This is a genomic window from Pseudomonas sp. JL27(2026) (assembly GCF_056933555.1).
On the sequence record NZ_CM167794.1, the window covers coordinates 3,859,893 to 3,883,872 of the forward strand.

Sequence of the window (23,980 nt, forward strand, 5' to 3'; positions counted from 1 at the left end):
GGGCCAGGACGGGCCGTGATCGGGATGCCGCTTCTCGCTTTTCGGCGAGACAACGGCACAGGAGGCTGCGCGTTATCTTGCCGAGACTATGCCGGTTGCCGTAACCGGCCGACGACTGTCACTCGAACAAGTACCCACTGTGGGTCTCCGCTATTGATGAAAACGCGCGAAGCTTACGCGCCGATATTCAGAGAGTAAACCCTGGAAAAGTTTTCGCCGAATGAATCCGGGAGTTCTTCAGGAAGGGTTCAGGATTGAAGATTTGTGGTGTTCTTTTTAGCCCCTTCGCGAGCAAGCCCGCTCCCACACTTGACCTGTGTTTGCAGGACTAATGTGGAAGCGGGCTTGCTCCGGGCGGCGACCCGACGAAGACTGACTATCAGCCGCCACACACCTCAGCTGGCGGTGGCCAACAACAGGTCCAGCACCGAACGGCTGTGCCCGCGAGATTTGCCGTGCTCGTACAGCGAACCGGCAATCTCGTCGGCGCGGATCGGCAACACCGACAGCAAGGTGTCGCTCAGGCCGTGGCTGGCCTGGCAGAAGCCCTGCATGTAGATACCAGCCTTGCAGCGCTCGTCGGTGATCAGTTTGTAATGGCGGTCGACCTCGAAGTCCCCCAGGTACTGGGCCAGCGGCGCCAGCAATGTGCGGTGCATCTGACGCTCGTAACCCGTGGCCAGGACCACCGCGTCATAGTGACGAACCGTCAACTCGCCGGTGGCATTGTTGCGCAGTGCCAACTGAATGCCATTCTCGGTGGCCGTGGCGCTTTCCACCGTGGTCAGGGTACGGAACGCGTGACGGGCAACGCCCGAGACTTTCTGGCGGTAGAAGATGCCGTAGATGCGCTCGATCAGGTCGATGTCCACCACCGAATAGTTGGTGTTGTGGTACTCGTTGACCAGGCGTTCGCGCTCGCTGCTGGCCTGCTGGAACACCAGGTCGGTGAACTCCGGGGAAAACACTTCGTTGACGAACGGGCTGTCGTCCGCCGGCTTGAGCGCCGAACCGCGCAGGATCATGTCGACCTGCACCGACGGGAAGCTGTCGTTGAGGTCGATGAACGCTTCCGCCGCACTCTGCCCGCCGCCGATGATCGCAACGTTCATGGCCTGGCCGTTCACACACGGTTGCTTGGCCATGCGCTCCAGGTACCGGGAATGGTGGAACACCCGAGCGTCATCTTTCAGGCCCTTGAAGGCATCGGGAATACGTGGCGTGCCGCCCGCACTGACGACCACCGAACGGGTGGTGCGCACGAACTCCTGCCCCTGGGTATCCCGGGAAATCACCCGCAAGGCTTCAACCTGCTGGTGATGCACCACCGGCTCGATGGCCAGCACTTCCTCACCGTAGCGGCTCTGCTCGGTGAATTGCCCGGCAACCCAGCGCAGGTAGTCGTTGTACTCCATGCGGCACGGGTAAAAGGTGCCCAGGTTGATGAAGTCCACCAAGCGCCCATGGTGTTTCAGGTAATTGACGAACGAGTAAGGGCTGGTCGGATTGCGCAACGTGACCAGGTCCTTGAGGAACGAGATCTGCAATTCGCTCTGGGTCACCAGCGTGTTGCCGTGCCAGCGGTAGTCGGCCTGTTTGTCGAGGAACAGCACATCCAGTTCGCCCTGGGCCTGGCTGCGCTCTTGCAGCGCAATGGCCAGCGCCAGGTTCGAGGGACCAAAACCGATGCCAATCAGATCGTGAACGATGGCCGATGCAATTGCTTGTGTCATTTCCAGTGTCCTCTGGATAAGCCGCTCAACAGTGGGCAGCGAAAGCCTGGGTGACCTGGCCGGCCCTGGACGGGGCAGCAGGTCGTCTGTTGAGTAGGAACGAGGACAATGAAAAAAAATTTACTGGGAAAGGATCAATGGGCATCCCACTGCCGCACACGCACCCGGCAATGCTTCATGGCATTGACGATGTGTTTTTCCACCAGGCTGCGGGAAATGCCCAGGCGCTCGGCGATCTCCGGGTGGGACAGGCCTTCGATCTTGCGCAGCAGAAAACTCTCGCGGCACAGCGCCGGCAACTCGGCCAACGCCCGTTGCAGCATGTCCAGGCGCTGCCGGTGATCGAGGCAACTGTGGGGTGACGGCGTGAAAAACCGCTCCTCGCTGTCCAGTACATCCAGCGACTCGACCTGACGCAAGGCGTTGCGACGGTGGCCGTCGATCACCAGGTTCAGCGCGGTGCGGTAGAGGAAGGCCCGGGGTTGCTCGATCGGCGTGTCACTGGAGCGTTCCAGTACTCGCACATACGCGTCATGCACCACATCTTCGGCCACCTGACGGTTGCCCAGCTTGGCGTTAAGGAAACACACCAGCTCGCGATAGTAGTTTTCCAACATGACTCCCGACCGCTTGGGGCGCGGTTTCTGTCGTTGCGCCACACTGCCGGCCTCGGAAAACGATGGCGGCACGATGATGGCAGATTCTAGGGTGCGTAATTTATAGTAATTCTCATATAGATTTAAAGCACCCCATGCATTTGCCGGGAAATTTTTCCTGTCCTATACCTGTAACCCCATGTGTCTTCGCTTAAATTCCCGCTGCGGTTCATCGTTTAATGGACAGTTTCCCGTGCCTGTCAGCTCTGCGACAGCATTCAGTGGTGGTCCTGATTTGACCACGCCCTGAATCACGGGCCGATTTCCATTGGCCGGAATACTGCATGAAACGTCCCCGACAGACCCGCCGCGCCCTGCTTGTAACACTTTGCCTGATCCCTGTTGCCGCGTTCGCTGCCTGGCAGATCATCCCGCCCGGCCGGGACAAATTTGCCACCGTGCAAGTCAGCCGGGGTGACATCGAAAGCAGCGTGACCGCGCTTGGTACTCTGCAGCCGCGACGTTATGTGGATGTCGGCGCCCAAGCCTCCGGGCAGATCCACAAGATTCATGTCGAAGCAGGCGATGAGGTGAAGGAAGGCCAGTTGCTGGTGGAAATCGACCCGTCCACGCAAAAGGCCAAACTCGACGCCGGGCGTTTCTCCATCGAAAACCTCAAGGCCCAGTTGCAAGAACAACAAGCCCTGCACGACCTCGCGCAGCAGAAATACCGCCGCCAACAGACACTCGCCAGCGGCGGTGCAACCCGCGAAGAAGACGTGCAGACCGCCCAGGCCGAGGTGCGTGCCACCAAGGCGCGCATCGACATGTTCCAGGCGCAGATCCGCCAAGCCCAGGCGAGCCTGCGCAGCGACGAAGCGGAACTTGGCTACACGCGCATCTACGCGCCGATGTCCGGCACCGTGGTCGCGCTGGACGCACGCGAAGGCCAGACCCTCAATGCGCAACAACAGACGCCACTGATCCTGCGCATCGCCAAACTCTCCTCCATGACGGTCTGGGCCGAGGTGTCAGAGGCTGATATTGGTCACGTCAAACCTGGCATGAGTGCCTACTTCACCACATTGAGCGGCGGTGCCCGGCGCTGGAAAAGCACAGTACGGCAAATCCTGCCGGTGCCGCCCAAACCGCTGGACCAGACCGGAAAAGGCAGCGGCAACCCATCCGGCGGCAGTAAAAGCGGCAGCGGCGTGGTGGTGCTGTACACCGTGTTGCTGGACGTCGACAACGCCGACCATGCGTTGATGGCAGAGATGACCACCCAGGTCTTCTTCGTCGCCAATGAGGTCAGCAACGTGCTGACTGCGCCCATCGCCGCCCTGCAAAACGGCTCGCAGGCAGACCGCCAACAGGTGCGCGTGGTAGCCAACAACGGTGACATCCAGGAACGCGAGGTGCACACCGGCATCAGTGATCGATTGCGGGTGCAGATTCTCGACGGTTTGAATGAAGGCGATCATCTGCTGATCGGCCCCGCTGACAGCAGCGGGGGTTGAATGCAAACGCCTCTGATCGACCTGCGCGACATACGCAAATCCTACGGCGGTGACGACAGCCCGCTGGTCGAAGTCCTGCGCGGTATCGACATGTCGATCCATGCCGGGGAGTTCGTCGCCATTGTCGGCGCCTCCGGCTCCGGCAAATCGACACTGATGAACATCCTCGGCTGCCTCGATCGACCCACGTCCGGCGAGTACCTGTTCGCCGGGGAAAATGTCGCCCACCTGGACAGCGACGAACTGGCCTGGCTACGCCGCGAGGCGTTTGGCTTCGTGTTCCAGGGCTACCACCTGATCCCGTCCGGCTCGGCCCAGGAAAACGTCGAAATGCCGGCCATTTATGCCGGCACGCCGGTCGCCGAGCGCCACGCTCGCGCCTACGCCCTGCTCGAACGCCTGGGCCTGGCCGAGCGCACCGGCAACCGCCCGCATCAGCTCTCCGGTGGCCAGCAACAACGAGTCTCGATCGCCCGGGCCTTGATGAACGGCGGGCACATCATTCTCGCCGACGAACCGACCGGCGCCCTCGACAGCCACAGCGGTGCCGAGGTCATGACGCTGCTCGACGAACTGGCGAGCCAGGGCCACGTGGTGATCCTCATCACCCACGACCGCGAGGTCGCCGCCCGCGCCAAACGCATCATCGAAATCCGTGACGGTCTGATCATCAGTGACAGCGCAGCCGAGAGTCCGGGCGTTCAGCACTCGACCAACCCCGGCGCCTTGCAGGCCATCGACCTGCGTCGACGCCTGAACGAAGGCAGCGAGGCCAGCGGTGCCTGGAAAGGCGAACTGCTGGACGCAATCAAAGCGGCATGGCGAGTGATGTGGATCAACCGCTTTCGCACCGCCCTGACACTGCTCGGCATCATCATCGGCGTCGCCTCGGTGGTGGTCATGCTCGCTGTGGGCGAAGGCAGCAAACGCCAGGTCATGGCACAAATGGGTGCGTTCGGCTCCAACATCATTTATCTGGGCGGTTACGCCGCCACCCCGCGCACCCCCGAAGGGCAGGTGACGCTGGACGATGTCGCGGCCCTGGCCACCCTGCCCCAGGTCAAAATGATCATGCCGATCAATGGCCGCGAAACCATGGTGCGCTACGGCAATATCGACCACGTGATGTACACCGGCGGCAACGGTATCGACTTCCCGGCGATTTTCAACTGGCCGGTGGTCGAGGGCAGTTTCTTCACCCAGGCCGACGTCGACTCGGCGACCGCCGTGGCGGTAATTGGCAAGAAGGTCCGGGAAAAAGTCCTCAAGGACGTGGCCAACCCCATCGGCCAGTACATCCTGATCGAGAACATGCCGTTTCAAGTGATCGGCGTACTCGCGGGCAAAGGTGCAAGCTCGGGCGAGCAGGACAGCGATGAACGCATCGTGGTGCCCTACTCGGCAGCCAGCATTCGGCTGTTCGCCACCCGCACCCCGGAATACGTGGTCATCGCGGCCGCCGACGCGCGCAAGGTCAAGGAAGCCGAACAGGCTATTGACCAACTGATGCTGCGCCTGCACGGCGGCAAGCGCGACTACGAGTTGACCAACAACGCCGCGATGATCCAGGCCGAAGCCCGGACACAAAACACCCTGTCGTTGATGCTCGGCTCGATTGCCGCGATTTCCCTGCTGGTGGGCGGCATCGGGGTGATGAACATCATGCTGATGACCGTGCGCGAGCGTACCCGCGAAATCGGCATCCGCATGGCCACCGGCGCCCGCCAACGGGACATCCTGCGCCAGTTCCTCACCGAAGCGGTGATGCTTTCGGTGGTCGGCGGGATCGCCGGCATCGGCCTGGCGCTGCTGGTCGGCGGCATTCTGATACTCAGCGAAGTGGCCGTGGCCTTCACCGCCCTCGCGGTGCTCGGCGCCTTCGCCTGTGCGCTGGTGACCGGCGTTGTCTTCGGCTTCATGCCGGCCCGCAAAGCTGCCCGGCTCGACCCGGTAACGGCCCTGACCAGTGAATGATCGAACGATGAAATCGCCCCTGACCCTGCTCTCCCTCTGCCTGTTGCTCAGTGCGTGCGCCAGCCCGGTGCCGCGCCCGGAGAGCGGCTTGCAAGCGCCCGTGACTTGGCATTCGCCGAACACCGAAACCGCCGCGCTCCAACGCGTGCAATGGTGGACCACCTTCGGCAGCCCGGAACTGGATCGCCTCATCGAACAGGCCCGTGCCGGCAGTTACGACCTGGCAGCAGCAATGGCCCGGGTTCGCCAGGCCCAGGCCGGTGCAGTCGTGGCCGGTGGCCCGTTGTTGCCCGAGGTGAAGGCCGGGATCAATGCCAACCGGCAGAAACTGTTGCGAGGTAATGGCTACAGCCAGTTGGATGCCGACAACAGCAATAAAGCCGTGGACTATTTCGATGCAACCTTGAGCGCCAGTTACGAAATCGACTTCTGGGGTGGCCGTCGCGCCGCCCGTGACAGCGCCGTGCTCGGCGCGCGCGCCAGCGAATTCGATCAGGCGACCGTCGAGCTGACACTGCTCAGCGGCGTCGCCAATGCTTACGCGCAAACCCTGTCGCTGCGCGAGCAAAGCCGAATCGCCGCGCTCAACCTGGCCAATGCGCAAAACGTGCTGAAACTGGTCCAGACCCGCCATGACGCGGGCAGCGCAACCGCCCTTGAGCTGGCGCAGCAGAAGAGTCTGGTCGCGGCTCAACAGCGTCAGTTGCCGCTGGTTCAGCAACAGGCCGAAGAAGCCTTGATTACCCTGGCCGCCCTCCTCGGCCAACCGGTCCAGAACCTGACGCTCGGCAGCCAGCGGCTCGATCAACTGAACTGGCCGAGCATCGGCGCCGGCCTGCCCAGTGAACTGCTCAGCCGCCGCCCGGACATCGCCCGCGCCGAAGCCCAACTGGCCGCCGCACAGGCGGACGTCACCGTGGCCCGTGCGGCAATGCTGCCAACCGTCACCTTGAGCGCCAACCTGGGCTCCGGCGCTGACACCGCGTCAGACATTCTGCGCAGTCCGTTCTACAACCTGACCGCCGGGCTGGTGGCGCCGATCTTTAACAACGGGCGCCTGAGCGCCGAACGCGACAAGGCCAGCGCCCGCCAGGAAGAACTGCTGCAAACCTACCGTGGGGCAATCATCAATGGCTTCGCCGACGTCGAGAAAGCCCTGACCGGCATTCGTGGGTTGGACCAGCAACGGCAATGGCAAAGCGAAGAGCTGAGCCAGGCTCAAATCGCCTTCGATATCGCCGAGAGTCGCTACAAGGCCGGCGCCGAGGACCTGCTCACCGTCCTCGAAACCCAGCGTACGCTGTACGCCGCCCAGGACCTCAACGTGCAACTGCGCTTGTCGCGACTGCAAGCCAGCATTGCCCTGTACAAGGCGCTGGGCGGCGGCTGGCAAGTGCGGTAACCCGTGCCTGAATGCAAAAAACCGCTCGTTTCAGACGAAACGAGCGGTTGTTTTTGGTGCTTCATCTTCACGCCTGGCTGTTGACCACCGCCAGTTTGCGTTTGAACGACAACACCACCAGCACCACCACCGCCACGACCAACGCCTGAATGGCAAGAACACTCCAGAACGTACCAAGCTGCTGGTTGTTCTGCATGTAGTCGTACAACGCCCCACCCATCAGCGCACTCACAAACGCGCCCAACCCCGCCGACAGCCGTTGCATGCCAAAGGCAAACGCCGGTTTGTCAGGGATCGCGTTGAGAATCTCCAGATCGCCCTTCAGGAACAGCACCATCTCTGCGAAGGTAATCATGACCGTGCCCACAATCAGCGCCCAGACACTGCCGATCGACAGGAAATACATACTCAGCGACAGCATCATGAACGAGAAGAACATGCTCGCCCGGTAAGACGACTCGGCAATCACCCTGGACAGCAACGGCTGGCCAAAGAACACCAGCAACGCATTGACCGTCAGCAGCCCGCCATACAACCCCGCCGAGTGCAGGCTCGTCGTGTACGGCCCCATGTAGTTCTGAAAGAAGAAGTAGCCGTAAAAAGCCAGGGCATTCAAGGCAAACGGCACCCCCATCAACTTCACGTACGACACCTTGCCCACGCGCGGCGGATGCTTGCTGACCTGGGCCGCGCTGTCGACAAAGGCCCAATGCGCCAGTGTCAGCACCACGAACACCACGAAAATCACCCAGAACAGGACCTCACTGTTGCCCAGCAAAAACAGCCCACCGACCAATGGCCCCATGGCCATCCCCGCGTTCAGCGCCGAACTGGACAACGAAAGGAACAACGGCCGCTGGCTGACCGGCACCGCGTTGACGATGTAGGCCTTGTTTGCCGGCAGGTACAGCGCCGCGCCGGTGGCAATGATGATCACCGCCGGTATCAGCCAGTCGGCCCGCTCAAGGGACGCCAGCAACAGCGCGAACCCCAGCGTACGCACCGTCAGCGCCAGCAGCATGGTGCGTTTCAACCCCAGCCGCTCGGCAACAACACCACCAATGAAGCCGCCACCAAACTGGATCAGCGAAGCGAACCCCAGCACCCAGCCGACTGCGGCCATGTCCATGTGATTGTGCCGGGTCAACAAAATCGGCACGAACGGCAACACCATGAAGCTGCCAAACGGGATCAGGAACGAACTCAAAATCAGGAACTTCAAGCTCGACGGTAGGTTACTTAAAGGATGGATGCCAAACCGAGCCGTTTTCATATTCAATCCAGAGGCGTTCTTGAATCTGTGCAAATTTCTTGAACAGGTCGTCGTGCGAATCGGCGGTCAGCAGCAGGTTGCCTTTGCGTTCGCTGTTGTTGGTAATCGGCTTGATTTCATCCCCGACCTTGACTTCAAGCGTCGCCTCGATCAGCCCGCCGATAGGTTTCAGGTCCTCAAGATCGCTGACCCTGGCAACAACCCCGGCATCCGGCAGCAGGCTGAAAAACGCCGCCACCTGATTCATCGCGTTCGGCACCGGCACCTGCTTTTCACCCACCAGGTTGTTGAGTGTCAGGTCGACCTGTTTGACCCCCGTGGTGAGCTCGAGCATTTTCCAGATCCGGTCCCCGCCCACGCGCGTTTGCGACTCGATGATAAAGGGCTGGTTGTCCCGCGAGAGCTTGACCTCGGTATGCGCCACGCCGTTCTTCAAGCGGACCGCCGTGAGGAACTCGCGCACGGTGCGTTCGATGCTCGCGCTCGTACGCTCATCAAGGTTATGGGGCGGCACAATGATGTGGTTCGACAGCGCGTACGGATAACCCACCATCCTGGCCACCGACATCGTGATGATGTGATGCTCGCCATCGACCGACAGGCTTTCGATGCTGTAGAGCTGGTCGCTGTCCACCAGTTTTTCGGCGATGAAATCCACGCGATCTTCTTCAGGCACCGCACTGATGTAGCCCTGGAGTTCTTCGACCGAACGGATCTGCTGAACCCCGACGCTGGCCGCTCCGCTAATGGGTTTGACGATGATCGACGGGCCATGGGCCTGGTAAAAATCGATCAATTGCTCCGTGGCACTGAAGCGCTGCCAGGGCAGTTTCAAGTGTGGGTGCTGGTCGAGCACCTCGCGCATCTTGTCCTTGTAGCGGGTGACCGACACCGCCCACAGGTCCATCCCGGGCACCTGCAACGCATCGGCGATCACCGCCGCCGTTTCCATGCCCAGTTCGGTAAATGAAATCACCGCATCGAACGGTTCTTCCGCGTGGATCTGCCGCGCCGTGGCCAGGCACACACCGATCTGCGTGACATTCAGTGCAACCTTGTGCCGGGCTGGCGCCAGGATCGCCGGATCAAACGCCACGGCGGGGCTCAAGCTGCCGAAATAGGAAACATCGAACCCGTTGTCGAACGCTTTCTCGATGATGTCGTTCCAGCCGCCGATCATTAACAGATGAGGCTTAGGCATCGTTCGACCCTCCGGCCTGCACCACCACCGTCAATTTTGAACGGGCCGCGAAGGCATTGAGCAAGGCTATTTCCGAGTTCTCGCCTTCGGCCACCAGAATGCCGACGCTGGCGCGCTGGTCTGTCAGGCTGGTGATGGCTTTGCCACGGTCGGCGGTTGGATAGAACATCGGCCGGCCGGGGTGAGCGGCCAACCTTTCCAGCCCCATGACGTGCTCGAAGTGACCGGCCTGGCGGGCATAAACGATGATCTGGCCAATGCCTTTCTGCGCGACCAGCGGCCGGTCCATCAACGCAGGTCGGCGCCCCAGGGCCATTTCGATAAAGGCTTCATAGACGTTGTAATCGTAGATCCGGCACAGCGCTTCGCCGATTTGCACGCCACCCAGGCGCGGGTTGATCTCAACCACTTCAAAGCCTGTTTCGGTGATGAAGAATTCAGTATGAGCAAAACCGTTGGTGTAACCGACCCCGCTCAGCACCTTGTCGATCCACAATGACAACTCCTGAGCTTTTTTGGCCCCCAGGTTCACCGGTGACGCTAGCGCCTCCTCACGGAACTCGGGTTCTTCGGAGACCACCCGGCTGGTGACGGCCAGCACCCGATTTTCGCCTTTCCAGGACAGGGTTTCGACGCTGTACAGGGTGCCGGAAATGAACGGTTCGATGGCAATCTTGCCCTTCAGCGCTGCCTGGCGCGCCTGCGCCAGCACGCGGCAGGTGTCTTCATCGTTATGGGCCATCCAGACGTTCTGGCTGCCGGTGCCTGCGGTGTCCTTGATGATCACCGGGTATTCGAGGCCACGGCACACCTCTCGCGAGTCCGCCGTGGCCGGGGCGACTTCGATGCTCTTACCAGCCGACAAGCCCAACTCATGCAGACGATTTCTCAAGCGGAACTTGTTGCGCACCAGCCGAATGGATTCAGGGTCCTGACTGTCCAGCCCACAGGCCTGGGCAATGTCCAGGCAATCCAGGCTCCAGGTATCAGTGGTGCTCAACAGGCCTTGTACATCGGGCATGGCCTTGAGCGTGTCGATCACCAAGGGTTTGTCGAAGGTGTCGAGTTCAATGACCTCCAGCGCATCACTGTCGATATTCGCCAGCTCATACGCGTAAACCGAGGTGTCGCGCGTCAACAGCGCCAGTTTCACCCCAAAGTGCTCTGCCGCACTTACCATTTTGCCCAAGCCAAAGGTCAAGGCTTCCAACGCAACAATAGTCATACCGTACCTTCCGCAACGTTAAATTCCCGACGATTCCAGTTCATCACCGCCCAGGGCAACTGGAGCTGGTCGATGTGCTTGATGACCGTCGGTTGAAGTTCGTCCAGACGCCTAGCGTCCGGGTGGTGGGCAAATACCCCGTCGATGTAGCGATGGCCGGTGTCTGCCGCGACAAACAGGATGTTTCTATCCGCCGCCATGGCGGCCTCGCGTCGGGCGGCCAGGTAATTGCACCCCGTGGACAATCCGGCAAACACCGCATGCTGGCGGAGCAAGTCGACCGAGCCGGACAGGCCATGGTCGAAGGAGATCCACTGGATTTCGTCGTAGAGCGTGTGATCGACATTGCGGAACGGGATCCCGCTGCCAATGCCCGCAATCACGATGCCGGGGTCTTCGATGTGGTCCGAATTGAAGGTGACGCTGCCAAACGGCTGCACGCCGATCAGCTTTACCGAGGGGTCGATGTCCCTTAACGGTTTGACCAGCCCACCAGTGGAGCAACCGGAACCCACGCCGCCCACAATCGTCAGGTTGGCGGCCCCCAGGTCCTGCTCGATCTGCCGGGCAACCGCGGCGTATCCCAGGTAGTGGATGTCGTCGTGATACTGCTGCATCCAGTGGACGCCGGGGTTGTCGCGCACGATTTCCTGAATGCGCTTGACCCGGTAACTCTGGTCCATTTTCAAAGTGGCCGAGGGCGGAACCTGTTCAACGTGCACACCCATGATGTTCAGTTGGGTCATGAGCGTCTTGTCGACGGTCTTGGAGGCGATGATGTGGCACTTCATTTCATACTTGTTGCAGGCCAGCGCCAGTGCATAGGCATAAATACCGCTGGAGCTGTCCAGCAAGGTATCGCCCTTTTTCACCACGCCCGTGGCCAGCAAGTGTTCGACTGCGGCCAAGGCCGAATAAATCTTCATCGTTTCGAAGCGCAAACAGAACAGGTTGTTATCCAGCCTGATAATACTCGGCACTTTCATTGCGTCGGCTATATGACTGATCATTGCGTTATCCTTAACTTAGCCCAACTTTCACGAACGAACATTGCTTACCCAGACCGAAGAAAAAGGCAGACACCCTGCCAATATCCACAGCACTGGGTTTATGAATAAACAAGTAGCCCAACACACTGCCTGTGTGCGCCACCACAACGCCATCCGCCTTGAGCGCCTGTTGATTCTCAAGAACAGCCTCAAAGTTCTTTTTTGGCAGAATCCCCTGAGACAATATCGCGCTGCGTGTAGCACCCTCGCAAATCATTGACGCATCCGAACTCTTGAAGCCACGACGAACCAGCGTTAATACGCGTGCATAGGCTTCGAAGTTCCTGTCGTAATGCGCAATCAACTTGTCGTGCGTTTTCTCGGTGTCGACCACTTCGCCTTCATCGATAAAACATGCATACAGGCTGGGGGAATAATCATAAGCCTCGACCACTTTCTGTTTGCCGCTGAGGTACAAGGCGTAGTGATCGAGAAACACGCTGTCGGAGCGTTCGATCTGGCGCAGGATGTCGGTCATCAAACCGACCCGGGGTTCCAGGGCGAAGTGCGAATCCAGGCACCGAATGGCCGCGACGATATCGGCCGTCGAACTCGACATGCCTTTGCCTTGCAGCAGTTGTGAACTGAAATTCCAGTACCCCGGTGGCAACGTCAGCGAATGGTGCTGCAAGTACAGCTCGATGGCTTTGCGGGTTTTCGAGCGAGCGCCAATGCCATCATCCTGCCTGGCACCTGGACCGACGCTGAAATGCACCCAACTGTAACTTTTCAGTGGCAGCGAAATAATCGCAATGTTTAATTCGCCACTTTCCTCATGAGGCCCTTGAAAGAGTTCACCCAGTGTTCCATGACTGATACCGGTAAATACTTGTCGAGCGGGCATATTATTTTTGTAATGCAAGACTCCGTCCTCGCAAACGTTTGCCATTTTTAATTTATTTAATAGTTGCCCACCACAATACCGCCATAAGCCGACAACTCATCGTGCACGCGCATTATTGCCCGCATCTACAGCAACATTGATTCAAACATAAGGAGGGGTAAAACGAGGAATAACATGAGGCATATAGTTTTCGTCCATGAAAAGCGTGTCATTTTCCTGGACGAAACCATAACGTTACGATTTAGTTCATGTCAACCGCTTTTTCCAGCGATAGTTATCACCCTGTTTTACAAAGACTTTTCTTAAGCCGCCAACACCCGAACATTAACAAGTGTGGTCACGTGCAGTTATGAACAGGACTAATTAGTTAGTGAGTCCGGTGTGCGAGGCTTGTCCACCCCGCGTCATCGCCGGCCCTGTCATGCAACAGGCCGGCCGCGCTTCACACGGTTTGTTTGAGCTTCAGATGCCGCGCATACCAAGGCCGTTTCGGAATGCGCTTGAACAGGTTGGCGAGGTTTTTTTCATCACCGTAAGTGATGCGCAGTGCCAGCTTCATGGTTTCCGGGTCCATTTCCACCGATTTACCGACCTGCAGGCCCGGTGTCGGGCTGCAACCATGGGTGATCGGCCCGAGCCACGGGTCACCGGCCTCGACCCAGCGCCCCTGACCAAACCACGGCACGCCATTAGCCTCCACGCGGGTGATTTCACCCGGATGAAAGCGTTCATGGGCGCGAAACCAGTCTTCCACGCGATCATCGATCCAACCATGGAAATGCCAGAACACCGGGTTCACGTGGGAGGAGAACGGGTCCCCGAGAAAATCGTTTTCAGGCTGGAACCAGCGCGCAGAAAAGTCCGCCGGATCACGCGCCATCGGCACCGGCGCGCCGTTGGACGGATCACGGGGCACCGAGGCCCAGCGCATGTGCAGCCAGTCGTGCAGCCCGAGTTCGATTTCAGAACCGAACTGGCCAAGCGTCAACGTCGAGAGATAACGCGGGTCGCGGTACTGCGACTCCCAGACCTGGAAATTGCTGTGATACGTCTCGGGGGCCTTGATGTCGCTGACCCACTGGCTGTAATCGGCATCGTCCTCGGCCATCCAGGTCGGCGGCAAGGCAAAGCCGTCATGGTTGTCGAAGTACCGGGCAAAGCCCTGCCGATCACGCTCCAGCTCGGGCTGGGGCATGGGGAAACTCGACCAGGACGCGATGTCCTGCATCGAGCGCGCCGTACCCAGCATGTGCCGGTGCATGAAGAAAAAATCGATGCCCGAACCATTGCGGTCCTTGCGCGGACCACGGGCGTCACGCTCCTGGTCTCGCGGGCCGGGCTGCCAGCCGATGCCGCGCAGGGCACCGCGTTTTTCCTCGGACAGGGTGTGCCATTTGTCCCGCGAGGCATGCCATAGCTGATGGAACAGCCGATGCTCCGGGGAGATCAGCCACGCCAACAATGTCGGGTTCAGGCCAATTCGCTCGCGGGCTTCGGGGAATGTGCGCTTGATGGCGATGAACCGATTCTCGCGCTCGGGCAACGCCAAAGGGTGATTCAGGTTCAAAATGACGCCGCTGAGCGTGCCGCTGCCGGCATTGCCGAAATCAGCCCAGACTTCGTCCAGGGTGACGATGAACTCGTAATCCGGCGCGCCCTCGGCGCTGTCGCGACTGACCAGCCGCCAGCGCACTTGCGCCGGGCTCGCCGCCAACAGGTCGCCCACCACGCGGTAACGCGGTTCGGCCTCTGCCCTCAGGTGTTCGGCGGTGTCCAGGTAACCGCGCAGGCCACGGCCGCGATGGGCCACGTCGAGAAACAACTCCAGGCCCGTGAGCGGCAAGCCTTCCAGGCCGGCATCGCGCCCTTCGAAGCGGATGTCCCACACCCCGCGCAGGCTGTTGGCGAGCTGCTGCCCCGCAGTGGTCGCCAGGTCGACGGTGGCCTCGCCGGGGGTGATCGGCTCGTCCACGCGCGTCAGTTCGCGATGCCCGTAAAAAGCCGCAGGAACGGCGGCACCGGTCAGCGCCAGGCCCGCCATGAACCATCGTCGAGAAATCGTCATTGCCCTACCTGTGTCAGCCATGAAGCAGGCTTTATCCAAGCTAGAACGTTTGTTGCGCGGCAAAATTTAGCGCCGCGAAGGGCGGGCGTGATTCAGCCTAAATTTCCACCGCCCCGGCTCGTTCTTCCCAGATAGCAAAGGCCCCTGTGCCTGCACTTCGACGGCGAACCTGACTGAGATGGCAATGACAAAACCTCGTTCGAAAAAGGCTCTCTACATTGGCCTGCCCCTGGCATTGGCCGTGACCGCCGCAGCCGGCTTTTTCGCCTGGGACTACGGGTTCAGGAACAACCCCGGGTATCCGGTCAAGGTGATGAAACAGGCCGAGGAGCTGCAAGAGCGGATCATTTCCTTCGACAGCCACATCACCATGCCTGTGACGTTCGGCACCGCCGGCAATGAAGCGGACAAGGAAGGCACCGACCAGTTCGACCTGGCCAAGGCCGCTCGCGGACGCCTGTCGGGGGCGGCGCTGACGATTTTCGGCTGGCCGGAAATCTGGAACGGCCCGAACGCCCCGCACAAGCCCACTGCCGGCTTCATCGACGGCGCCCGCAACGAGCAAGAGGTGCGTTACAAGATCATCACTGGCATGTTGCGCGACTTCCCGGAGCGTGTCGGCATTGCCTACACCCCCGACGATTTCCGTCGCCTGCACGGCGAAGGCAAATTCGCGATCTTCATCAGCATGCTCAACGCCTACCCGCTGGGCAGCGACCTGAATCAACTGGACCTGTGGACCGCACGCGGCATGCGCATGTTCGGTTTCAGCTACATCGGCAACAACGACTGGGCTGACTCTTCGCGCCCGCTGCCGTTCTTCAATGACTCGCCGGATGCGCTCGAGGGTCTCTCCGCCGTCGGCAAGCAAGCGGTCAAGCGCCTCAACGACCTGGGCGTGATCATCGACGTGTCGCAAATGTCCACCAAGGCACTGGTTCAAGTGAGCCAGTTGAGCCGGGCACCGATGGTGGCCTCGCACTCGGCCCCACGGGGTATCGTCGACATCCCGCGCAACCTCAGCGACAAGGAATTGCAGTTGATCAAGAACAGTGGCGGCGTGGTCCAGGTGGTGGCGTTCCCCGCCTACCTCAAGCCACTGAGCCAGGGCACCCAGGACAAGCTCAACACCCTGCGGGCCAAATTCGACCTGCCGCCCCTGCCCAACCTGGCCATGGCCCTGATGCCCGGTGACCCGGTGATTGCCGTGTGGCCCGAGCAGCGCTTTGGCGAGTACGCCAAAGGCTTGTACTCGACCCTCGATGACGAGCCACTGGCAACCCTCAAGGATTTCGCCGACGCCATTGATTACACCGTGAAGAAAATCGGCATCGACCACGTCGGCATCAGCTCCGACTTCAACGACGGCGGCGGCCTCAAGGGCTTCAAGGATGTCAGCGAAATCCGCAACGTCACCGCCGAACTGATCCAGCGCGGCTACTCCGAAGCCGATATTGCCAAGCTCTGGGGCGGCAACTTCCTGCGGGTCTGGGGTCAGGTGCAAGCCCTGGCGGCCAAGCCTGGACAGCCCCGCAACGCTGCGACCCAACCATGAATTTACAACCAGGAAAACCAGCCGTGGACGATCGTAGAAACTTCCTGAAGAAAGCCGGTTTACTGGCCGCCGGCCTACAACTTCAGGGCTGCCTCTCGGCGACAACCCGACCTGACGCGACCAATGCTGTCGCAGGCTCTGCCAGCGCGGCGCCGCAGGATGACTGGCAGCAGGTCCGGGCGCAGTTCAACATCGACACCGACTGGACCCACCTGGCCGGGTTCCTGATCACCTCGCATCCACGCATGGTGCGCGACGACATTGCGGCCCACCGCGACCGCATCGACCGCAACCCGGCCGAAGAGATGGAACACGTCAACATCTGGCGACACGAAGACGAGTCCCGTGCCTGGGCAGCGCGCTACCTGGGTGTCGAAACCCCGCAAATTGCCCTGACCGGCAGCACCACCGAAGGCATCGGCCTGATCTACAACGGCCTGATCATCCACCCCGGCCAGGAAGTACTGACCAGCGAACACGAACACTACGCCACCAAGGGTGCCCTGGGTTTTCGCGCCGAGCGCGATGGCACCAAAGTCAAGACCATCCGCCTGTTCAAAGACCCGCACACCGTTACCGCCGATGAAGTACTGGACACTCTCGCCCGCCACATCACCCCCAAAACCCGGGTGCTGGCCATGACCTGGGTGCATTCGGGCAGCGGGGTCAAAATGCCCATCGCCGAGATCGGCAAACTGGTGGATGAGCGCAACCGCTCGCGCAGTGAAAAAGACCGGATCATCTTCTGCGTCGACGGCGTACACGGCTTTGGTGTAGAGAACGTGAACTTCGCCGACCTCAATTGCGACTACTTCATGGCGGGCACCCACAAGTGGATGTTCGGACCGCGCGGCACCGGGATCATCTGCTCGCGCAACCCGCAGGTGCAGGGTCTTGTTCCGACCTTCGAAAGCTTCTCGGCCAGCGAAGATTTCGGCACCACCATGACCCCCGGCGGCTACCACGCCTTCGAGCATCAGTGGGCGCTGCGCAAGGCGTTCGAGTTCCACCTGCAATTGGGCAAAGATCGGGTGACCACGCGCATCCATCAACTCAACCGCGAACTCAAACAGCACTTGCAGCAGGTTCGCGGCGTGCAACTGGTGACGCCAACGAGCACCGATCTGTCAGCCGGTTTCACTTTCTTCAGGGTCAAGGGCGTGGCACCGGAAACGGTCGTGCAGTACCTCAAGGCCAACAAAGTACTGGCCGACGCTACCGACCGCGATGTCGGCCCGTTGGTACGCACCGCGCCCGGCCTGCTCAATGACAGCGCACAGATGCAGCGCGTCGCCCGATTGCTGGCCCAGGCACCCTTCAAAAGCTGACACCCTGGAGGGGGCTTGCCCATCTGGCGGGCACACCCTCCTTCGCGCGTTAAATTTTGGTCTTGCACCCTCGTTTCACTAGCACTTGTCGCTATCGGAAAGAGCCCATGACCACACTTCGCTTCTGCTTGCCCGCCGCCCTTTTGAGCTGCCTGCTGCCCCTTGGAGCACAGGCCGCCAGCGCGCCTGCGCCGGGAAGCACCTTCAAAGACTGCAAGGACTGCCCGGAAATGGTGGTGCTGCCCGCCGGCAGTTTCACCATGGGCGCACCGGAAGGTGAAGTCGGCCGCGAGCCGGACGAAGGCCCGCAGCACACCGTGACCTTCGCCAAGCCGCTGGCCATGGGCAAATTCCAGGTGCTGGCCGGTGAATGGGACGCGTATGTGCGCCAGTCCGGCAATCGCACGCCCGACGGTGACGCCACCGACGGTTCCGATTGCAAGGCAGGCAAACCCGCCTACCCGCAAACCGCCCGGCAGCCGGCCGTGTGCATGGGCTGGGACGACGTCCAGCAGTACGTCGCCTGGCTGTCGAAGAAAACGGGCAAGACCTACCGCCTGCAATCCGAAGCCGAACGTGAATACGGCGCCCGCGCCGGCAGCACCGGCCCCTTCCCGTTCCCCTTCGATGCCGAAGGCCAATACGCCATCACCCAACACGCCAACACCTACGGCCCGGCCGACGGCTTCACCTACACCTCGCCGGCCGGCAGCTTCCCGGCCAACGCCTTCGGCCTGTACGACCTGCACGGCAATGTCTGGGAATGGACCCAGGACTGTTTCAACGACAGTTATAACGGCGCGCCTGCCGATGGCAGTGCCTGGATGACCGGTGACTGCGAAGTCCACCAGATTCGCGGTAACGACTGGGTCGGTGCCCCAGTGTTCTCACGCTCCGGCAACCGCAACCACACCATCCCCAATGACCGCCAGAACTGGCTCGGTTTCAGGGTCGTCAGGGAGCTGTAACCCCCACCGGTCGCCGACGTGCTGGCGGCGACCTCACCGCGACCGGACTCATCGGTCGCTCACCGCTAAATTCGGGCCCTTTCCCTTCGTTTCATAAAGGTTCGACCCCACGGGCCACCCGCAAAACTCCCGACGCCGAGGAATGTTTCACATGACTGCCAAACCCCGCAGCGCCATCCGCGAAGTGCTTAGCCTGCTCAGGCCGTACTGGGCCAAACTGAGTATCTCCATTGCCCTCGGCATCCTGGGCGGATTGTGCGTCACCGCGCTGCTGGCCACGATCAACACCACCCTGCACACCGAGGGCGGGCTGAACTCGAGCATGGTCCTGGCCTTCGCCGGGTTCTGTGTGCTGGGCCTGGTCAGCTCGATCATTTCCGACATCGGCACCAACTACGTCGGCCAGCACGTGATCGCCCGCCTGCGTAAAGACCTGGGCGCCAAAGTGCTGTGCGCGCCAGTCGAGCAGATCGAGCGTTACCGCGCGCACCGACTGATTCCCGTGCTGACTCACGACGTCAACACCATCAGCGATTTCGCCTTCGACTTCGCCCCGCTGGCGATCTCGTTCACCGTCACTCTCGGTTGCCTGGGTTACCTGGCCATGCTGTCGTGGCAGATGTTCCTGCTGACCACCGTGGCGATCATCATCGGCAGCGCCGTGCAGTACTTCGCGCGACAGTTGGGCATCAAGGGTTTCTTCGCCGCCCGCGAAGCTGAGGACGAACTGCAAAAGCACTACAGCGCCCTGAATGCCGGCGCCAAGGAACTGCGCATCCATCGCCCGCGCCGCTTTCGCATGTTCAGCCACCGCATTGAAGGCACCGCCGACAAGATCCGTGACACCCACATCCGCTCGATCAACATTTTCGTGGTGGCCAAGACCCTCGGCTCGATGCTGTTTTTCGTGGTCATCGGCCTGGCGCTGGCCCTGCAATCGTTCTGGCCAAGCGTCGACCAGAAAGTCATGAGCGGCTTCGTGCTGGTGCTGCTGTACATGAAAGGCCCGCTGGAACACCTGATCGGTACGCTGCCGATCATCAGCCGTGCGCAGATCGCCTTCCGCCGGATTGCCGAGTTGTCCGAACAGTTCTCCTCACCGGAACCGCACCTGCTGATCACTGACCAGCCGAACGTCAAGCAAAGCGTACAGAGCCTGGAACTGCGCAACGTCAGCTATGCCTTCCCGGCCGTCGACGGTTTCGAGCCGTTCAAACTGGGGCCGCTGAACCTGAACATCGAACAAGGGGAAATCCTGTTCATCGTCGGTGAAAACGGCTGCGGCAAGACCACCATGATCAAGTTGCTGCTGGGCCTGTACACCCCGCAGGAAGGCCAGATCGTGCTCAACGGCAAGGCCGTCGATGCCCACAGCCGCGACGATTACCGACAACTGTTCACAACGATTTTCTCCGACTACTACCTGTTCGATGAACTGGTGCAGGGCGAACACGGCAAGCAACTGCCGGCCGATGTCGACCAGTACCTGGAACGCCTGGAAATTGCCCATAAAGTCAGTGTGCGCGACGGTGCGTTCACCACCACCGACCTGTCGACCGGCCAGCGCAAGCGTCTGGCGCTTCTCAACGCCTGGCTCGAAGAGCGTCCGGTGCTGGTGTTCGATGAATGGGCCGCCGACCAGGACCCGACCTTCCGCCGGATTTTCTATACCGAGCTGCTGCCGGACCTCAAGCGCCTGGGCAAAACCATCATTGTCATCAGCCATGACGACCGCTACTTCGATGTCGCCGATCAACTGGTGCGCCTGGAACTGGGCAAGGTGATCCAGGCCAACAGCCTGGCCTGACCCGCACGCAACAATCGGCCCCATCGACCCTGACTCAACGCCCGAGACACGCAATGACCGCCATTCACGATATTCAAGACGACGAACTACTGGCCCTGCTGCTGGGCGATGAGTCCACCGACACGGCGCGGATCAGCCCACGCGACTCGACTCGCCCGGCACCGCTGTCCTATGCACAGCAACGCTTGTGGATCGAGCAGCAATACGACCCGCAAAGCAGCGCCTACAACCTGCCGCGGGCTTTCCTGCTCAAAGGCGAGTTGCACGCACAGGCGCTGGAAAGTGCCCTGGTGCAAGTGATCGAGCGCCATCAGGTGCTGCGTAGCCGTTTCATTGAAATCAATGGCGAACCGTTTCAGGAAGTCGACCCGCAGGCACGGTTCCGGCTTGAGCGTCAGGACCTGCGCGCTTACCCGGCGCCTGAACGCCAGGCATTGCTCGACCAACAGATCCAGGCTCAGACCACCGAGCCATTCGACCTGAGCCAGGCACCCTTGCTGCGCGCCCGGTTGCTGCAACTGGGCGATCAGGAGCACGCGCTGCTGATCACCCTGCACCACATCGTTTCCGATGCCTGGTCCAACGCAATTCTGGTCCAGGACCTGTGTGAGGCTTACCGCATCAGCACCGGTGCCAGCGACCTCAAAACCTTGCCTGCGCTGGCGGTGCAATACGCCGATTACGCCCAGTGGCAGCGCGACAGCCAGGCCAGCGGCCAGGGCCTGGAAAGCGGCATCGCCTACTGGAAAACCTACCTGGGCGATGACTTTCCGGTCCTTGAATTGCCGACCGACCAGCCACGCCTCAAGACCACCGGCCAACCCGCCGCCTATTGCCATATCGAGTTGCCGAATGCGCTGAAGCAAGACGTCGATGCGCTCTGCGCCCGTGAAGGCATCACACCGTTCGTGCTGTTGCTGGCGGCCTGGGAAATCCTGCTCAGCCGTTACAGCGGCCAGCACGACTTCTGCGTCGGCGTGCCCAACGCCACCCGTCACCTGGAAGAAACCCAAGGGCTGGTGGGCTGCTTTGTCAGCACCCAGGTCTACCGCGCGCGCCTCGACTCGCGCATGAGCGCGCTGGAACTGCTGCGCCGTTTGCGCAAGGAATCCCAGGCGGCCTTGCAGCATGCCGACATCCCGTTTGAAGTGTTGCTGGACAACCTGTCCTTTGAGCGCAGTGTCGAGCACGCACCGATTTTCCAGACCCTGTTCAACTGGCGGGTCGACGACAACACTGCCGCGCTGTTGCAGTTGGGCGACCTGGCGCTGGAGTTCATCGACAGCGACCTGCCACAGGCCAAGTTCGACCTGTCGATCGATGCCGGCAGCAGCCGCGACGGTTTCTACGCCAGCCTCGAATACAACGCGCAACTGTTTGATGCCGCCACGGTCGAGCGCATGGCCCGGCATTGGCAAAACCTGATCCAGGCCATCAGCCAACACCCGGAGCACGCGATTGGCGACCTGGCGTTGCTGGACGCCACCGAGCGCCAGCAAATCCTGGTCGGCTGGAACCCGCCGCCGCTCACCATCAGCCGCCCCGGCGTGCATCAGCGCATCGAAGCACAAGCTGCCCTGACACCTGACGCCATAGCCCTGTTGCTCGGGAGTGAGCGCCTGAGCTACGCCCAGCTCAATCAGCAGGCCAATCGCCTGGCCCATCGACTCATCACCGAGGGCGTTGGCCCGGATGTACGGGTCGGCGTGGCGTTCGAGCGCTCGATGGAAATGGTCATCGGCCTGCTGGCGATTCTCAAGGCAGGCGGCGCCTATGTGCCGCTGGACCCGCAATACCCCGAAGACCGCCTCAGCTACATGATGCAGGACAGCGGCATCGGCCTGTTGCTGACCCAGCCTTCCCTGCTCGCACGCCTGAGCATCCCGGACAGCGTCAAGGTGTTGAACCTCAGCCTGAACGACGATGCCCTCGCGTCGTACAGCAACGCCAACCCGTGCACCGCCGTGGCCCCGTTGAACCTGGCCTACGTCATCTACACCTCCGGTTCGACCGGCATGCCCAAAGGCGTCGACATCAGCCACGACGCGCTGACCGGCCACACCGACGTTGCCATCGGCTACTTCCAGCTGACCGCACAGGACCGGGTGCTGCTGTTTTCGTCGCTGAACTTCGACGGTTTCATCGAACAACTGTTTCCGGCCCTGTGCGTCGGCGCCGGGGTGATCATTCGCGGCAACGAAGTCTGGGACAGCGAAAGTTTCTATCGCGAAGTGATCGACAACGGCATGACCGTGGCCGACCTGAGCACCGCCTACTGGTTCCTGATCGCCCAGGAGTTCGCCCGCAAAGGCCCGCGTGACTACGCGCGCTTGCGCCAGGTCAGCGCCACCGGCGAGGCCATGCCGCCCGAAGGCGTGAAGCTCTGGGCCCAGGCCGGGCTGGGGCATGTGCGTTTGCTTAACACCTACGGCCCGACCGAGACCACGGTCACCGCGAGTTTCCTTGAGTGCGCCGAGTACGTCTCGGGTACCCGGCCACTGCCAGCGCTGATGCCCATCGGCAAGCCCTTGGGTGGACGCAGCATGTACGTGCTGGACGGCAACCTTGAGCCTGTTCCGGCCGGTGTGGTCGGTGAGTTGTACATCGGCGGCCCGTTGCTGGCCCGCGCCTATCATGACCGCCCGGCCCTGACCGCCGAACGGTTTGTCGTCGATGCCTTCGGCGATCAGCCGGGTGGTCGCCTGTACCGCACCGGCGACCTGGTGCACTACCGCGCAGACGGGGTGATCGAGTACATCGGTCGCGCCGACCATCAGGTCAAGATTCGCGGTTTCCGCATCGAACTCGGTGAGATCGAAGCGCGCCTGCTGCAATGCGCCGAGGTTCGCGAAGTGCTGGTGGTCACAATAGACGGCGCCAACGGCAAGCAACTCGCGGCCTACCTGGTACCGGCCGACCCAGCCCTGGCCAGCGCCGACCTCGACACCCAGAAAGCACGCTTGAGCGAGGTCCGCGCCCAGCTCAAGGCGAGCCTGCCGGACTACATGCAACCGACCTTCTGGGTACTGCTGGCGCAACTGCCCCTGACCCCAAACGGCAAGCTAGACCGCAAGGCCCTGCCGGCTCCCGACCCGGCACTGGCCCACAGCGACTACGTGGCCCCGGGTACGGAACTGCAAACCCGACTTGCGGACATCTGGCAGGAAGTGCTGAAAGTCGAGCGCATCGGCCTGCATGACAACTTCTTCGAGCTGGGTGGCCACTCATTACTGGCCACTCAGGTGGTGGTGCGGGTGCGTGAGCAACTCGGGATCGAGTTACCGATTCGCGAACTCTTCAGCGCCGAGCATCTGCTCGACCTCGCCGAGAAGGTCCAGGCACTGCAAGCCACCGCCAACCCTCTGCAGGACGAACTCGCCAGGACCCTGGCGCTGCTCAAGAGCCTGTCCAGTGACGATATTGAAGACCTGATTTCTCAATAA

16 protein-coding genes are annotated in these 23,980 nt (G+C 61.1%); 8 read left to right on the forward strand and 8 right to left on the reverse strand.

The window, feature by feature from the left end; translation table 11 throughout:
• Positions 1-395 precede the first annotated feature (395 nt).
• Positions 396-1,733: a lysine N(6)-hydroxylase/L-ornithine N(5)-oxygenase family protein gene (locus AC1Z1G_RS17650; protein WP_483621330.1), complete on the reverse strand. Its 1,338-nt coding sequence runs from the start codon at positions 1,731-1,733 to the stop codon at positions 396-398.
• A 134-nt stretch (positions 1,734-1,867) separates the two neighbouring features.
• Positions 1,868-2,392 (reverse strand): sigma-70 family RNA polymerase sigma factor, encoded by a 525-nt coding sequence (locus AC1Z1G_RS17655; protein WP_483627902.1) that lies wholly within the window; start codon positions 2,390-2,392, stop codon positions 1,868-1,870.
• A 281-nt stretch (positions 2,393-2,673) separates the two neighbouring features.
• Here AC1Z1G_RS17655 and AC1Z1G_RS17660 point away from each other — a divergent pair, with 281 nt between their 5' ends.
• Genes AC1Z1G_RS17660 through AC1Z1G_RS17670 form a run of 3 tightly spaced genes read left to right on the forward strand, consistent with a single transcriptional unit; the run spans position 2,674 to position 7,222 of the window.
• Positions 2,674-3,846 carry an efflux RND transporter periplasmic adaptor subunit gene (locus AC1Z1G_RS17660; protein WP_483621332.1) on the forward strand — a complete coding sequence of 391 codons (1,173 nt, stop codon included), beginning with the start codon at positions 2,674-2,676 and terminating at the stop codon, positions 3,844-3,846.
• Positions 3,847-5,820, forward strand: coding sequence for a MacB family efflux pump subunit (locus AC1Z1G_RS17665; protein WP_483621334.1), 1,974 nt, complete (start codon positions 3,847-3,849; stop codon positions 5,818-5,820).
• A 7-nt stretch (positions 5,821-5,827) separates the two neighbouring features.
• Positions 5,828-7,222: an efflux transporter outer membrane subunit gene (locus AC1Z1G_RS17670; protein ID WP_483621336.1), complete on the forward strand. Its 1,395-nt coding sequence runs from the start codon at positions 5,828-5,830 to the stop codon at positions 7,220-7,222.
• Between the two features lie 67 nt (positions 7,223-7,289).
• Here AC1Z1G_RS17670 and AC1Z1G_RS17675 read toward each other — a convergent pair whose 3' ends face one another.
• The 6 genes from AC1Z1G_RS17675 to pvdP all read right to left on the reverse strand — a co-directional run bounded on the left by AC1Z1G_RS17675 (position 7,290) and on the right by pvdP (position 14,879).
• Entirely contained in the window at positions 7,290-8,495 is a 1,206-nt protein-coding gene (locus tag AC1Z1G_RS17675) for an MFS transporter (protein ID WP_483621338.1), read from the reverse strand.
• Positions 8,458-9,696 carry an ATP-grasp domain-containing protein gene (locus tag AC1Z1G_RS17680; protein WP_483621339.1) on the reverse strand — a complete coding sequence of 413 codons (1,239 nt, stop codon included), beginning with the start codon at positions 9,694-9,696 and terminating at the stop codon, positions 8,458-8,460. Before AC1Z1G_RS17680 ends, AC1Z1G_RS17675 begins: the two co-directional genes overlap by 38 nt.
• Positions 9,689-10,921 (reverse strand): ATP-grasp domain-containing protein, encoded by a 1,233-nt coding sequence (locus tag AC1Z1G_RS17685; RefSeq protein ID WP_483621341.1) that lies wholly within the window; start codon positions 10,919-10,921, stop codon positions 9,689-9,691. The genes AC1Z1G_RS17680 and AC1Z1G_RS17685 overlap by 8 nt, the downstream gene beginning before the upstream one ends.
• On the reverse strand, positions 10,918-11,931 hold the full coding sequence (locus AC1Z1G_RS17690) for a pyridoxal-phosphate dependent enzyme (RefSeq protein WP_483621343.1): 1,014 nt from the start codon (positions 11,929-11,931) through the stop codon (positions 10,918-10,920). The genes AC1Z1G_RS17685 and AC1Z1G_RS17690 overlap by 4 nt, the downstream gene beginning before the upstream one ends.
• Positions 11,932-11,941: 10 nt before the next feature.
• The gene (locus tag AC1Z1G_RS17695) at positions 11,942-12,814 is read right to left on the reverse strand and encodes a GHMP family kinase ATP-binding protein (RefSeq protein WP_483621345.1); all 873 of its coding nucleotides are present in this window, start codon (positions 12,812-12,814) and stop codon (positions 11,942-11,944) included.
• A 442-nt stretch (positions 12,815-13,256) separates the two neighbouring features.
• On the reverse strand, positions 13,257-14,879 hold the full coding sequence (pvdP, locus tag AC1Z1G_RS17700; protein WP_483621347.1) for a pyoverdine maturation tyrosinase PvdP: 1,623 nt from the start codon (positions 14,877-14,879) through the stop codon (positions 13,257-13,259).
• 184 nt (positions 14,880-15,063) lie between these two features.
• Here pvdP and pvdM point away from each other — a divergent pair, with 184 nt between their 5' ends.
• From pvdM to AC1Z1G_RS17725, 5 genes are all read left to right on the forward strand, one after another.
• Entirely contained in the window at positions 15,064-16,434 is a 1,371-nt protein-coding gene (gene pvdM / locus AC1Z1G_RS17705) for a pyoverdine-tailoring dipeptidase-like protein PvdM (RefSeq protein WP_483621349.1), read from the forward strand.
• A gap of 23 nt (positions 16,435-16,457) precedes the next feature.
• Positions 16,458-17,762: a pyoverdine-tailoring periplasmic protein PvdN gene (gene pvdN / locus AC1Z1G_RS17710; protein ID WP_483621351.1), complete on the forward strand. Its 1,305-nt coding sequence runs from the start codon at positions 16,458-16,460 to the stop codon at positions 17,760-17,762.
• 107 nt (positions 17,763-17,869) lie between these two features.
• A complete protein-coding gene (gene pvdO / locus AC1Z1G_RS17715; RefSeq protein WP_483621352.1) occupies positions 17,870-18,730 on the forward strand; it encodes a dihydropyoverdine dehydrogenase in 861 nt (286 codons plus the stop codon).
• Between the two features lie 151 nt (positions 18,731-18,881).
• On the forward strand, positions 18,882-20,537 hold the full coding sequence (locus AC1Z1G_RS17720; protein ID WP_483621354.1) for a cyclic peptide export ABC transporter: 1,656 nt from the start codon (positions 18,882-18,884) through the stop codon (positions 20,535-20,537).
• Positions 20,538-20,590: 53 nt separating this feature from the next.
• A complete protein-coding gene (locus AC1Z1G_RS17725; RefSeq protein ID WP_483621356.1) occupies positions 20,591-23,980 on the forward strand; it encodes an amino acid adenylation domain-containing protein in 3,390 nt (1,129 codons plus the stop codon).